The sequence below is a fragment of the Clostridium saccharoperbutylacetonicum N1-4(HMT) genome (assembly GCF_000340885.1).
GTDB classification, from domain to species: Bacteria; Bacillota; Clostridia; order Clostridiales; family Clostridiaceae; genus Clostridium; species Clostridium saccharoperbutylacetonicum.
Genome location: NC_020291.1, coordinates 2538066 through 2552920, shown reverse-complemented (window position 1 = coordinate 2552920; position 14855 = coordinate 2538066). Strand labels below are relative to the sequence as shown.

The following is a 14855-nucleotide window of genomic DNA, read 5'->3' as shown; positions in this document are numbered from 1 at the left end:
ATTATAAACTCATTCTATATCGAAATTTATTTATGAAAACATATTAATAAATTAATTATAAATAATACATTTTTCCCCTAATTTTAAATAACACATACTGCGCATATTACTTCATTAATCTTTAATTCTAATATAAGTGTATTAACTCTTTTAATTCGGATATAATAAGTTCCTCATTGTTTTCACAATCTGTCCCACCAATAGATATGCTAGGTTTAGTTTTTCCATGAAAGTCACTTCCACAAGTTAAAAGCAATTTATTTTTTAAAGCAAACTCCTTATAAAATGCCACTTGTTCTTTACTGTGATAACTGCTATAAACCTCTATCCCCTTAATACCATAAGAAATAATATCCTTTAATAAGTTAATATTTTCTTTAACATTGTTTCCAGGGTGCGCAAGTACGGGTATTCCTCCACTTTCTTCAATAATTTTAATTGCTTTCTGCAAGTTAATAAATTTCACTTCAGCATACGCTGGTTTACCTTGAGCACAATAATCCCAGTAAAAATTAACATACGGATTATCACTTCTTGATCCATTTTCATAATAAGGCATAAGCAGTGGATTTTTATGTTCCTTGTCAAATTCCATAGCAGCTTCAGCAATCATCTCACCATTAACTACTCCATTTCTAGATAAGGTCGCTATAACCTCATCTGAGAATTCTATACCTAATTCACGAATCAATTTCATACGCTTTTTTGATGCAGTTTGTTCCTGCTTAATAATATTTTCTTCAATTTCATGAAATATCTTCTTATCATAATCTATTCCATATCCCAAAACATGTAAATTAACTTTATCGATAGTACAATCTAATTCTATTGCTGGAATGATTTTAATATCCTTTCCAATGCAATATTCTTTTGCTTCCTTTATTCCATTAACACTATTATGATCTGCAATAGAAAAATATTTTATTTGATTTTTCAAACATAAATCAACCAATTCCTTTGGCTTAAATTCACCATCATCACTATGATTTGAATGCATATGTAAATCAATATAACTCATTATAAATCTCTCCTTTTTAATTTTTAATATCTTCTTTTCTAATTTTATAATTCCAAAAATTAATATTAATACAAATGTTTCTAAGCCAACTTTATAAAGTCCATTTACAAAGTGTTTATCACGAGAAATATATTAAACTACATATTTAAGTACAAACTTTAATATATTTTCATGCTCTTAAAATTTTCTTTTAAAGCTTCAATATGGGATCTAGAGACTTCAATGCAATCTGTTTAATTCCAATTTCAAAATCATGATTCAATTCTTCAGAAATTACTATCTCCGGAATCATAATTTTTTCAATTTCAGAATTACATCTATGCTTAACTTCAGCAACAATTGTATCTGGCATTCCTTCTCCATATAAAACAATAATATCTGGATTATACATACAACAAAAAGCTACTACTGTTTTTATAATTATTTCTTTCATCTTTTCCTTATTAAAATTAAAGTTATCCCAATCTACTTCAAAAGGAAGATATTTAATTTCACCTGCAAGCCCATTTCGCCCTTTATAAATTCCTCCATTAATATAAATTCCTGCTCCTGGCGGATATTTACTTGGAAAATATATACCTATAACACATTGTGTATCTGTTATTTCATGAGAATAACAATAGCCTTCAACGGCTGCATTAATATCATTTTCAAATATAACGGGTAACTTAAATTTTTCTTTAATATATGTTGTGAATAATTGATCCTGAAGTTCTTTATAGTCGCTAATTAGTAATCTTCCATCAATTTCTTCCCCCGGCATTCCAAAGCTTATTACTTTTATATTAGGATATTTTGAAAGCATCTTCTCAATTAAACTATCAAAACTATTGTTTTGAATTTTATCCATTGTTTTTTCGATTTTTTCTAAAATATCTCCATATAAATTTGAAACACATATAAAGGCTGTATCTTCTCCTCTTTGCTCATATAAATAGATAACCAAAGCTAAGCTAAATTCACTATTAAAGCTATAGGCTGTTGCTGGTCTTCCCCCATTAGATGGCAATATTACATCTTCTATTACTTCTCGATTTTCAACGAGGATCTTAACTAAAGAATTAATTGTTACTACACTTAAGCCTGTTAATTCTGCTAATTGAGGCTTTGTTGCTGTTTTTACTAATTTAAATGTATTTCTTAGATTATTTAAATTAATTTCTTTCACTAAATTGGCATTTACACTAGCCATTGATTTCCCACCGCCTTTATAAATATACTTTATTAAGTCTCTTTATAAATAATATAAATGATATATATCAACCTGTCAATAAGCTTATGTTAAATAAAAATACTCTTTTAGATAATGATAAACTTGTTTCATTTATTTCTTTATAACTTTATTATTTTTGACATATATTCTTCATTCTTTAATTACTCTATTCATTTATAAACCCAATATTAGTATAATCAAATAAAAAAACTTGAGGTGAAGTGAAATGAATAATATAAAAGTAATTATCATGGATGTAGATGGTACCTTAACTAATAGTAAAAAGTTAATTACAGAAAAGACTAAAGAGATTTTAATTAAAGCTCAAGAAAATGGAGTTAAATTAATTCTAGCATCAGGTAGACCTACCTCTGGATTGATGGATTTTGCTAAAGAATTAAAGATGAATAAAAATCATGGACTTTTAGTTTCTTTTAATGGTGCTAAAGTTGTTGATTGTGAAACTAATGAAGTTCTATTTAATGAAACCATGAGTATTGAAGAAGGACAAGCTGTACTAGAACATATGAAAAAATTTGACGTTAAGCCAATGATTGATAAGGGGGATTATATGTATGTTAATGATGTATTCAACAATGAGATTCATTACAAAGATACAATTATAAACATAATTAAGTATGAATCTAGAGGCGGTAAGTTTAAGTTATGTGAAAAAGAAGACTTGGCAGCCTTTGCAAACTATCCATTAAATAAAATATTAACGGCTGGTGAGCCTGACTATTTAACAGCTCATCACAAAGAAATGATGGAGCCCTTTAAAGATACCTTAAGCTGCATGTTTACAGCAGCTTTCTACTTTGAATTTACTGCGAGTGGAATTGATAAAGCTAAAGCTTTAGATACTGTATTAATTCCAATGGGATATAAAAAGGAAGAAATGATTGCTTTTGGTGATGGACATAATGATGCATCAATGATTAAATATGCTGGTGTAGGTGTAGCTATGGCTAATGCTGTAGATGATTTAAAAGCTATTGCTGATGAAGTTACATTATCTAATGAAGAAGATGGAATTGCACATACACTAAGTAAATACATAGACAATGTAGTTATTTAAATTAGAGAACCAAAATTTAATAAAATATTGTATAATGTTCATGAGGTGATCTTCATGAACATTTTTAGCAAATTAAATAAATTAACCAACTTAACAGAAAATGAAAAAACATTAGTCAGCTATATGCAGGATAATCCTGAGTCTTTTGTGAAAATGAGCGCTCTTGAAATTAGTGAGGCTTGTTTTATTTCAACCTCAACAATTTATAGGTTATGCCAGAAATTAGATTTAACAGGCCTTTCAGAATTAAAAGTACAGGTATCTGCATCTATTAATGAATATTTAAAAGAAAATAATTCCTTAGATTATAATTACCCATTTAACCAAAATGAAACTCAAAACCAAATTATTTCAAAAATGAAAGAATTATATGAGCAAACATTGGTTTCCTCTTTAAATTTAATAGATCCTGAACAATTAAAATTAATTTCTAATGTTTTAAAGAACACACAGCATATTGATTTTTACACTTCTGCTGGAAATATTTACTTTGCAGAAAACTTCAAATTTCAAATGCAAGAAATAGGAACCTTTATTAATGTTCCTATAGAAGAATATCATCAACTTTTAACTGCCTCTACCAGTAATGAAAATCATATTGCAATAATAGTCTCTTTTGAAGGCAGAGGAATAATAATAGAAAGAATAGCTTCTATACTGAAAACAAACAAGACCCCTATTATATTGATTTCTTCTACAAACGAAAACTCACTTACTAAATATGCAAATTATCATTTGTATTTAAGTTCAAATGAAAATCACTTTAATAAAATTTCATCTTTTTCAACTAGGCTATCTCTATTATATATTTTAGATTGCATCTATACCTGCTATTTTAAATTTAACTATGATAAAAATGTACAATATAAACTTGATGCATATAAGCAATTATCTGAAAAGTAGACATATAGCATCACAGGATACTACTAATCAGTTAAATCATATTTTTGGAATATTGGTTTTAATTGTTTCATGAATATACCCATAATTGGTCCAAAAATAACCATACCAATTACTGTACCCTCTCTAATTGCTAAAGGAACGTTGCTAGTAAAAGCTACAATACTCGCAACAACAATGCATACAACATCTACTCCTTGTCTTAAAATATGAAATTTAATTCCTACTTTACTTGACACAGCCATACAGGCACCTTCCAATGCAAAAGTTACTACATCTAACAGCATAATTACTGCTACTGTAAATGCATTAATAATATATCCAACTATCAAAATTACCACTCTAATAAAATAATTTGATAACTCAATTCCGCCTAATACATTATAAAAAAAGAAATTCACTGTATATCCAACAATAATACATAGCGCTATTTGTAAAGCATGTTTAATCTTAAAATTTTTTCTTAATATCATTAACTCAATAAAAATGCATATAAAATTAAGCAACATTCCTACCGTACCAACTTTAATTCCTGAAATTGAACTTCCCGTTAAAGCTAATGCATCCCAAGCACCTACCCCTATAGCTGCTTTAAGTGTTAAAGAAGCTCCACATGATATTAATATAATCATAAAAAAACAAACTAACATTCTTTTTATCTTCATTATTATACTCCTTTAACTTAATCTAATCAGTCTCTTAGAAGATTTTAACTTAATGTGTTTGGACAAGTAATATAATTTAAGTATAATATTATGTTTCTTCCACTTTTATCAAATATGTTTGCATTTATTTATTAACTAATTTCATAAAATTTATAAATTATACAACCTATTGTGAAAACAATAGTTGCTCCTACAAATATCTTTGTACCAGCTTTTGCTTTTGTATCATCCCTTAATGACATGCTTAATGTAACAATATTAAGTATCATTACTAGAATCCAAAGTATATAATCAATACTTTTAAAAATTAATGTACCTATAATAAGTATTGAATTTACTATAGGATAGATGCTGTTAAACTTTTCTTTCATTAATATACACCACCTTATATTCTTGAATACCTAAAATAATGGGTTATCATTTCCATCTTCACTTTAAATTATTTTTATCACTTTGTTCATTAAGTTGTTGAATAATTTTATTTAACTTTTCAACTATAATACAAGTACAAATAACAATAACACCACATAAAGTAACTACACCAGTGTAAATTAGATCTCTAAACACACCTCCAAATATATTCATTAAAATAATATTAAAAACAAAGAAACCAATCATTGCCATAATTCCGTAAAAAGCTTTATCCATATTGAGCACATCCCTATCAATATATTAATATTATGAATATTTAAAAAGAGTTTCCATTCTTTAATGAAAAATTAAACAATCTAAGTATACCAATTTGATAATCACTTGTTTTTTCCAAATATAAGAGGAACAAAATTCATATAAATAGAACTCAAAAATGCACCTATTATAAAACATATATAGCTGTAATCACCATATACATCCTTTAATACTTGTTTTTCATATTCAATAAAAAATGCAAATACAACAATGATTATAGTCAATATGATTTTTATATGTTTTTTCATTCCTGCTTTATTAAATAATTTATTATGAATATCTGTCTTCTTAATTATCCAATCAAAGATAGAATAAAAAACACAAAATATTATAAAAAGTATAATAAATTTCATTTTTCCTCCTTAATTCCTATAGACTTTTTTAATTTTCTATTCCAATTTTCTTATAAATTTCAATAATGCATGGTGACTTATATTCACAATAGATATCTATATCTTTTGGATATAATTTTGCAGCCTGTAATTTAATCGCACTATATTTTTCTACATCTTCTTTACTAGTTCTCATATAATTGCGAAAAGTAATATGTCTGTTTAATTCATCAGAATTTTTAGGGCAAACATACAAATGATGAGTCATAAACTCTATTTTTTCATTTTCATCATACGCAAAAGCCTCTCTACCCCTTACATCCAAATCCCCTTCATGATAATATCCTAAAGTTTCCAACTTAGCTTTAACTTCTTCAAAATTATCATAACTTTCTATAATAACATCTAAATCTATAATCGGTTTAGCTGCCAATCCTTCTACTGAAGTACTTCCTACATGTTCTATTCCAATAATATTATCACCAAGCTCTTTTTCAATACATATTTTTATTTTTTCAAATTCATGACTCCAATTAAAATCATATGGTAACACGACCACATTTTTTGTTCTCATTTTCTAACCCTCCACTAAGTTATAATAATAGCCTTCTTTACACATTAAATTATTACTATTTTATAGTTACTCTAGAATTGATTTCTATATATAACTATATTATATACGTAATAAAAAAAACTTACCATATTACTTATATACGGTAAGTCATTCCTAATAATTATATATAAAATTTCAATAAAGTTATACTGAAGGAAACTTAAGTCCAGTTACATATTCTTCTGGATTATTTGTTCCCAATCACTCCCAATATTTATCCAACTAAATTTTCTCCATCTTTAAATGCCCTTAAAGATAACTCCTCAAGCGTTGCTAAATCTGGATTATAACTAGTTCCACAATAATGGATATTATCCTCTAACTTCCAGCCATATCTCACAAGAACATCAGTCACAAATTTTATCCCTGCTTCTCCTACTTTAGGATCTGGACTTCCTTGGGCAAATACAGTTATTAACTTTTTATCTGGATGTCTAGGTTTAATGTTTTGTCCATTCATCTCGATCATTGGAAATGTACGATCTAACCAAACTCTTGCTTGACCTGTAATTTGATAAAAATAAATTGGGGAACCAAATACAATTGCATCTGCTTCGTTAATAGCTTCATACATTGGTTGTAAATAATCCTTAACAGCACATCCATCATGAGTACGGCAATAATAACACCCTTGACATCCACGAATTCCAGGATCATTTAAATCAAATTCAATTACATCTGCTCCTTTGGATTCAGCTCCTTTTACCACTTGTTCTAATAATTTTGAAGTATATCCATTCTTTCTTGGACTACCATTAAAAATAACTACTTTTGACATCTTATCTACCTCCATTGAATATAAAGTTTTTTTGATTATTCGTATCTTGGATTCCTTTTGTTATTACTCCATATAACCAACCATATTATAACATATCAATCTATTTTATACAGTTTTTTGCTTATTCCTTATTTCATATTTAAAATTCTTAACTGTTCGATAAATTGGAATTTGCCGATCAGTTAAGAATTAAGAAATATGAGTAAAAAGTTCCGTACTGCATAAATGATCCGTATTGCAGCATAGCTGCTCTTTTTATAGGTGTACAAATTTGAAATACCACCAAACAACAAGGGCTAAATTAAATAAAATCCATAATATTATTTTTATTATATCTTTCTTTTTCTCTATAAGATTATTTGTAAATCTATATCCTATATCTAATAACACGGTATATATAAAAATTAAAATAACCATTAAAAATTTAATATATTTATTAGCATGAAAAGTATCCGAAATTATATAATATATTATTGGGAAAAGGACTATCGCTGATGTACCACGTTTATGAAATTTTTCTGAAATCTTCACTCCAAGCCCCCCATTAAATTTCTATTTCTTTATCAAAACAATTTCTTTAAAAGTTCCAATTTTCCTATATAATTTTATTATATACATAACAAGAAAAACTTACCATATCATTTTTATATGGCAAGTCCTTTTTTAAATTGCATTCTTAATTTTTAATATACTTCAATGCTAAATTATCTAATTCGGTTTTTAATTTTGAATTGTTGAATTTAGCTGCTATTGGAGAAAATATCTCAACAGTTTCTTTAGCTTTTTCTTTCCATCTTTCTGCATCCATAAATTGTACTGTTCTCATGTTATGAAGACGATCTGATAATTTTATCATGATAACACAGTCATCCAAGAAAGCTTTATTCCTTTTTGAATAGCTTTCATTAAAATTAGTCACATCGGCTATTGTTTTGGCAATCTTTGTTGAGAACCCTTCCTCTACTTCTTCTAAGGTTACTCCAGTTTTTTCTTCAATTATGTCATGTAATAAACCTGCTATAATTGTTTCTTCATCAGCCTCCATTTCAGCTAATATAATAGCTACATTTATTGAATGTGTCACATACTCTTCACCTGATTTTCTCTTTTGACCTTTATGAGCCAAACAAGCAAAGTTATATGCTTTTTCCAACCTTTCAAAATCATCAAATATTCTATTATTTTTAATACTTTTAATTAAATACCCGTATAATTCTTTTGGTGCTTTATAATTTTCAGTTCCTTTTAAAAATATATTAGCGTTTTCATATACTTTATTTTCATTCATATAATAATTACCTCCTTCAACTAAGCTTTGAATGCAAATAGCATGAATAAAGGCAGGAGAAAAACCATACTTTCTTCGAAAAGCTTTTGTAAATCCACTATGAGTTTGGTAGCCATACTCCACTGCTACATCAAGTATCCTTTTCCCCTGCATAATATCTTTAGTCGCTCTAAAGAGCCTTCTCTCCTTTACATATTCCATAAGAGATATTCCCATTTGTTCACTAAATAACCTTGAAAAATGATATATTGAATATCCCATTTTTTTAGAGATACCTTCTACTGTTAATATTTCTTTAATATTATTTTCAATATATTGAATACACAAAAGTATGATTTCCTCATGCTTCACTGCTCTCACTCCTTAATTCCACGTGGTAATTATACTATAACCCTTTTTTTTATTTATTGCTGTTCCATTTTTGCTATAAGGTAAAAATATATTTCCTTATTGTTTTTTGAATTATCTACTTTGGCGTTGATATCTCTATTTAACAAGTGTTTTTCTCTGTCAAACAACAAAAAAATATTACCAGAAATCAAAATTCCCAGTAATATTTTAATTATAAATATATTAAGTCTACAAAATTATCTAGAGTATAAATATCATTTTTAAAAGTTTATTTACTTTTATTATTTGCCACTGGTTGCTGGAGTAACATAAATACGATAGCCTGAACTATTGTTGCAACCTGTTAGATTTACTGTAATCTGTCCATTAACCACTGGATAATTAGTAGTTGAAATTGTTGAAGGCCCTGAAGATACAGTATCTTTACTTACCCAATCAATCTTCTCTATCTTAACTGATGCTGTAGATGTAATAAAGGATGGAAGATTCTTTATTGTTGTGCTTATAGTACCATCATTTGGTCCACCGAAAATAAAACTGATAGACTTATTTGTTGAATCAACACATGCAGCTCCATCAACAAGATTGCTATCATCATTTGGTGGTGTTACACTTACCATTTTTCCATTCATATCTCCATACCATTTGTAGAAATACCAACCTGCACCCTTTTGAGTATCAGTTGCAAGAAGACTTCCCAATCTACCTGGTGATGGAACAAACCACCATGTTATACATGCACTATCAACTTTATAACGCTCAAATTTTCCTATAAAGCGAGCTGATGATCCTGGTTGCCCTTCAAGGTCATGGTTTGCATCACAATATTCATTTATACTAATTGGTAATGTTCCTATACCTAATGATTTTTCTAAATTCCTATAATCTCTTAAATGTGATGATACTCCTTCTATTCCACTAAGTTCATGCCAACTTATTATATCAGGGAGACAATTATTTGTTTTGCAGAAACTTAGAAAGCTACTAAGGCTAGTACGATTATAATAACTGTAACAAGGACCTATTATTTTAGCACTTGGATCGTTAGCACGAATAGCATTATAAGTTTGTTTCCACATATCATTAAAGCTTCCATTAGCTGTGTTCCAGGTACCATCTGGTTCATTCCATATTTCATAACCATAATAATTATTTCTACCAGATGCTTTCTTATCAGAAATAAAGGAATTCACTTGATTAATCCAACTTGTCATACCTGGCCATTTATATGGCCAACCTGGAAGCATATCTGCTAGATCAATTGATACCTTAGCACTTGGAACTGAGGCAAGCTTTCCTGAAACAGGTATTGCAGCACCAAAACTATGCTGATTTCCAGAACCCCCTCTAGCAGGATTTCTCATTACATATGGATTAAGTGGAGCTACAAGACCACTAACATCCGCTGGTTTAGTTTCAGTCATTCCATAAAGAGATCCACTTGCACAATGCGTTGCATTCCTAAGTACACTTCCACAGTCAACATTAATAGAACTAGCTGCTGACGCTTTTATTCCTGATGTAGGCGCCAATACTACCATTATAGATAGACACAAAACTTTTGCTAAAACTTTTTTCATATACCCAACCTCCTCAAAACTTTTTATTTTCACAAAATCGTGAAATTCACTTGATTTTTAAACCCTTCTATATCTCTTTTCTTTTCAAAATCACCCCTTTTCTTTTTAAAACTTTATTTATAAATACAGAATAATGCTTTTCATTTTCTATATATTTAGCTTGTCAATTATTCATCTTCAAGAAACAATTATTTTTTAATAAAAAGCATTTCTGATTTATAGTCATTAACTACCTATGTCTGTAGATGCTAAGTATTTATTCTTCTTTTAAATAATATATAATTGATGAAAAATCTCCACCATTGTTACAAAGCTCTTCTTGCTTTACTGGTATTCCTGCAAACATCAATTCATCGCCAAAAAATGCATTTTGTTTATCTTCATTAATATAATATTTTTTGTTTGAATCTAACCCTTGCAATTTAATTCTCTTAAACCCGTCATTTGCTGTATTCAGTATTTTATAATACCCTACTACTGCTTCAGATTTATCTTCTGCCACAACCATCCAAGAATTTATATTGTTTTCAAAAGGACTTACCAATCTATAAAAAATTCCTTTTTGAATTAGTTCCCTCTTAGCTTTCATAAATTCAACTTGCCTTTTTACTATTTCTCTTTCTTTCTTTGATAAATTATTCAAATCCAACTCATATCCAAAAGCACCAAAGTATGCTACCTTTGCTCTAGTTTCAAGGGGAGTTGTTCTAAACACCTGCTGATTTGGCACTTCAGATACATGTGCTCCCATGCTACTTATTGGATATACAAAAGAAGTTCCATATTGTATTTTCATCCTTTCAACTGCATCTGTATTATCACTTGTCCAGCCTTGTGGCGCATAATAAAGTATTCCTGGATCAAATCTTGCACCACCACTTGAACATGACTCAAATAAAATATATGGGAATTCAGAGGTTAATTTTTCATATAAGGAATACACCCCTAAAATATATTCATGCATTACTTTGCCTTGATTTTCTGCTATTTTAACAACGCTGTAACATTCAGTCATATATCTATTCATATCCCATTTTACATATGATATTGACGCTTCACGCAATACCTTTGACATAGCTTCATATATATAATCAATTACTTCTTTTCTAGAAAAATCTAATATATATTGATTTCTACAATGAGATGCTGTTCTATTTGGTGTATGAATAATCCAATCAGGATGACTTCTATATAACTTACTATCTTTATTAACCATCTCAGGCTCAAACCAAAGCCCGAACTTCATTCCTATTTCTTCAATTTTCTTTGAAAGTCCAACTATTCCAGCAGGAAGTTTTTTAGTATTTACATACCAATCTCCTAGACCAGCTTTATCATTATTACGCTCTCCAAACCATCCATCATCTAATACAAATAACTCTATTCCAAGGTCTTTTGCAGCTTTAGCAATCTTAAGTATTCTTTCCTCATTAAAATCAAAGGACGTAGCTTCCCAGTTATTTATTAAGATTGGACGCACCTTATCTCTCCAAAATCCCCTTGCTAGTCTTGATCTATATAATTTATGGTAAACTTGACTCATTCCATTTAAGCCTTTATCTGAATAAACCATTACAACTTCTGGCGTTTGAAATCTTTCATTTTCCTTTAATCTCCATTCAAACATATTAGGATGAATTCCTAACATAATTCTTGAGGTGCCATGAGTATCTACCAATACTTCGCCTAAAAAATTACCACTATAAACTAAGCTAAGGCCATAAACTTCACCTTCAAATTCAGTTGTATTTGGTCTTTTTAATGCTATAAAAGGATTATGTTCTGCGCTACTTGTACCTCTTAAGCTATAAATTGATTGAACTCCTTGTTCTAAACTTTTAATTTTCACATGTCTTTCCCTACTCCAAGCTCCCGCTAAATGTACCATTTCATAATCATAATCTGGCAGATCTAAACTGCAGCTCATCGCTTTTGTCAAAACAATTTCTTCTTTTCCTTCATGCAGAAATTTCGCATTCCTTGCTATAACAGGTAAATCCTTGTAAATAGTATAACTTAAAACTAATCTTGTTTTTATAAGCTTATCGTACAATATTATTTCTAAGGTTTGTGCTTCAATTTCATTTTCAACGTAAGTCGCAGGAAGTTTCTCCAGCTTCTTTTTACCTTTAAAAATGTTATATGCCTCAAATTCAAAACAAGTTATCTTACTTCCATTCTTCTGCTTTATTTCAAAGGCAGGATATCTAAAGTCTGTTGTACCATAAGAGGGATATTCTTGTCTTGTATGTTGAAGTGAAAAGTTAGTATCACCTTCAAATACATATGCTGCTAATGGACGCATTCCCCCTTCTAAAAGATATGAAAAAGATTCTTTATGATGAATTCTTTTTCCATAATACAAATTTCCCAATTGGTTATTATCTAATATTTTTATAATATAGCTTATTTCTTTATTATATAAATGAAATTCTCTAGATTTTTCGCTGTATTTAATTGCCATAACTTTCTCCCTCCCCATGGATTTCTGTCAATTATTTCAAAACTATAGTTTTCCTCCTGACGTTGCAATACCTTCTATAAATTGCTTTTGGAACACAATATAAATTGCAAGCATTGGCCAAATAGCAAGTACTGATGCTGCCATAAGCTGAGGGTAGTTTACTGAATATGCACTTTGAATTTTTGCTAGAGCTGAAGATAAAGTTGCTGCATCAGCACTTGAGTTAACAATTAATGGCCACATTAAATCTTTAAATGCAAATAATGCTGTAAAGATTCCAAGTGCAACCAACCCTGATTTTGTAAGTGGCAACATTACTTTCACAAAAGTTTGTCCTATATTGCAGCCATCTAATCTTGCTGATTCTTCTAATTCCTTTGGAATTCCCATAAAGAATTGCCTTAGCAAAAATGTACCAAAGGCACTAACAAGACCTGGAAAAAGAAGCGCAAATACTGTATTTCTCATTCCAATTTTATCTACCATCAAATATTGTGGTATTATAAAAAGCTGAACTGGGACCATCATTTGAAATAATACTATTCCAAACAAAAAATCTCTTCCTGGAAACTTTAACCTCGCAAAAGCATAAGCTGCCATAGCACTAAAGCCCACAGAACAAATAATTCTTAAAGCCATCATTGCAAAGGTATTAAAATATAATATAATAAAATCATTTTGACGTATTGCTTCTAAATAATTTTCTACCTTCCACTCAGAGGGAAAAATAACAAAAGGATTCATTGAAGTAGATTCAGACACCGTTTTAAAGGATGTTAACACCATCCAAACAAAGGGCAATATCATAATTACCACTCCAACTATCAAAAATAAGTGTATAAATAATTTTGACGTGTTCATTTTTCTATTTATACTAGTCATAATACCATTTCCCCTTTCTACATATAATTAACCCACTTCTTTTGTGCTTTCATTTGAAATACTGTTATTATCATTATGATTGCAAGAAGCAACATTACAATTGCAGACCCATAGCCTTTATCTGCATATTTAAATGAATTGTTATAGAATAAGTAAACTAATGAAACAGTTTTATCATATGCAGGACTGGTTACATCTATCATCATATAAATAACATCAAATACCTGCATTGCCTGAATTATACTAGTAACAACAACGAAAAATAAAGTTGGCGATACTAGTGGCAAGGTAATATTAAAAAATTGTCTCACTGGTTTTGCTCCATCAATACTAGATGCCTCATAATAATCTTTAGGTATTTCTTGAAGTCCTGCAATAAGTAATACCATACTGTAACCAACTGTACTCCATATTCCTATTATTGCTATAGAGTAAAGAGCAATGCCAGGATCGTCAATCCAATTTAAAGGAGCTACTCCAATTTTAGAAAGCATATAATTAATAAGTCCAAATTGACTATTATATAACCATTTCCAAACCATAGTTACTGCTGCTGGAGCTGCAACCATTGGGATAAAATATATAGTTCTGTACATGCCTTTTCCTTTAATTTTAGAATTTAATAATACTGCTAATATCATTGCTATAACTACTGTTACTGGGACAACTATAAGTGTATATTTTAAAGTATTTCCTACTGCATGCCATACTTGAACATCACCGAACATCTTCGTATAATTGCTTAAACCAACAAATATATTTCCTTTTCCAAAATCGCCACTTTTAAAAAAACTTAGATACAAAGTTTGAACAATTGGAATGATATTTAAAACTATAAGTCCAATAATAGTAGGTGCAACTAATGCATATCCCCATTTCCATTCATTTACGGTTTGTTTAGATGGTTTTTTTGTTTTTATTTTTATATCTTGCATTGTTATATCCTTTACCATAAATTCATCTCCTATAAAGACATTTTAAAAATTACGGCAACATATATTTTATT

At 29.2% G+C, this 14855-nt stretch carries 16 protein-coding genes; 2 read left to right on the top strand and 14 right to left on the bottom strand.

The window, feature by feature from the left end; translation table 11 throughout:
- Positions 1 to 127: 127 nt before the first annotated feature.
- On the bottom strand, positions 128 to 1018 hold the full coding sequence (locus tag CSPA_RS11325) for a PHP domain-containing protein (protein WP_015392405.1): 891 nt from the start codon (positions 1016 to 1018) through the stop codon (positions 128 to 130).
- Between the two features lie 190 nt (positions 1019 to 1208).
- Positions 1209 to 2210, bottom strand: coding sequence for an ROK family protein (locus CSPA_RS11320; protein ID WP_015392404.1), 1002 nt, complete (start codon positions 2208 to 2210; stop codon positions 1209 to 1211).
- 247 nt (positions 2211 to 2457) lie between these two features.
- On the opposite strand from CSPA_RS11320, the gene CSPA_RS11315 reads away from it, so the two are divergent.
- Together CSPA_RS11315 and CSPA_RS11310 are read left to right on the top strand one after the other, a co-directional pair.
- A complete protein-coding gene (locus CSPA_RS11315) occupies positions 2458 to 3309 on the top strand; it encodes a Cof-type HAD-IIB family hydrolase (RefSeq protein ID WP_015392403.1) in 852 nt (283 codons plus the stop codon).
- A gap of 54 nt (positions 3310 to 3363) precedes the next feature.
- Positions 3364 to 4212: a MurR/RpiR family transcriptional regulator gene (locus CSPA_RS11310; RefSeq protein WP_015392402.1), complete on the top strand. Its 849-nt coding sequence runs from the start codon at positions 3364 to 3366 to the stop codon at positions 4210 to 4212.
- A 23-nt stretch (positions 4213 to 4235) separates the two neighbouring features.
- On the opposite strand, the gene CSPA_RS11305 is transcribed toward CSPA_RS11310, so the two are convergent.
- The 12 genes from CSPA_RS11305 to CSPA_RS11250 form a co-directional block, all read right to left on the bottom strand.
- Positions 4236 to 4874 carry a YczE/YyaS/YitT family protein gene (locus CSPA_RS11305; RefSeq protein WP_015392401.1) on the bottom strand — a complete coding sequence of 213 codons (639 nt, stop codon included), beginning with the start codon at positions 4872 to 4874 and terminating at the stop codon, positions 4236 to 4238.
- Positions 4875 to 5005: 131 nt separating this feature from the next.
- Positions 5006 to 5245 (bottom strand): hypothetical protein, encoded by a 240-nt coding sequence (locus CSPA_RS11300; RefSeq protein WP_015392400.1) that lies wholly within the window; start codon positions 5243 to 5245, stop codon positions 5006 to 5008.
- 58 nt (positions 5246 to 5303) lie between these two features.
- Positions 5304 to 5522 (bottom strand): hypothetical protein, encoded by a 219-nt coding sequence (locus CSPA_RS11295; protein ID WP_015392399.1) that lies wholly within the window; start codon positions 5520 to 5522, stop codon positions 5304 to 5306.
- Between the two features lie 101 nt (positions 5523 to 5623).
- Positions 5624 to 5914 carry a hypothetical protein gene (locus CSPA_RS11290; RefSeq protein ID WP_015392398.1) on the bottom strand — a complete coding sequence of 97 codons (291 nt, stop codon included), beginning with the start codon at positions 5912 to 5914 and terminating at the stop codon, positions 5624 to 5626.
- A gap of 28 nt (positions 5915 to 5942) precedes the next feature.
- Positions 5943 to 6467 (bottom strand): GrpB family protein, encoded by a 525-nt coding sequence (locus tag CSPA_RS11285; RefSeq protein ID WP_015392397.1) that lies wholly within the window; start codon positions 6465 to 6467, stop codon positions 5943 to 5945.
- Positions 6468 to 6720: 253 nt separating this feature from the next.
- On the bottom strand, positions 6721 to 7284 hold the full coding sequence (locus tag CSPA_RS11280; protein WP_015392396.1) for a flavodoxin family protein: 564 nt from the start codon (positions 7282 to 7284) through the stop codon (positions 6721 to 6723).
- Positions 7285 to 7539: 255 nt separating this feature from the next.
- A complete protein-coding gene (locus tag CSPA_RS11275) occupies positions 7540 to 7815 on the bottom strand; it encodes a hypothetical protein (RefSeq protein ID WP_015392395.1) in 276 nt (91 codons plus the stop codon).
- Positions 7816 to 7960: 145 nt separating this feature from the next.
- Positions 7961 to 8923, bottom strand: a complete 963-nt coding sequence (locus CSPA_RS11270; protein WP_015392394.1) for a helix-turn-helix domain-containing protein — start codon at positions 8921 to 8923, stop codon at positions 7961 to 7963.
- A gap of 281 nt (positions 8924 to 9204) precedes the next feature.
- On the bottom strand, positions 9205 to 10503 hold the full coding sequence (locus tag CSPA_RS11265; protein WP_015392393.1) for a GH39 family glycosyl hydrolase: 1299 nt from the start codon (positions 10501 to 10503) through the stop codon (positions 9205 to 9207).
- A 256-nt stretch (positions 10504 to 10759) separates the two neighbouring features.
- Positions 10760 to 12967: an alpha-galactosidase gene (locus CSPA_RS11260; protein WP_015392392.1), complete on the bottom strand. Its 2208-nt coding sequence runs from the start codon at positions 12965 to 12967 to the stop codon at positions 10760 to 10762.
- Between the two features lie 42 nt (positions 12968 to 13009).
- Positions 13010 to 13849, bottom strand: a complete 840-nt coding sequence (locus CSPA_RS11255) for a carbohydrate ABC transporter permease (RefSeq protein WP_015392391.1) — start codon at positions 13847 to 13849, stop codon at positions 13010 to 13012.
- Positions 13850 to 13866: 17 nt separating this feature from the next.
- Positions 13867 to 14802 carry a carbohydrate ABC transporter permease gene (locus CSPA_RS11250; protein WP_015392390.1) on the bottom strand — a complete coding sequence of 312 codons (936 nt, stop codon included), beginning with the start codon at positions 14800 to 14802 and terminating at the stop codon, positions 13867 to 13869.
- Between the last annotated feature and the right edge of the window lie 53 nt (positions 14803 to 14855).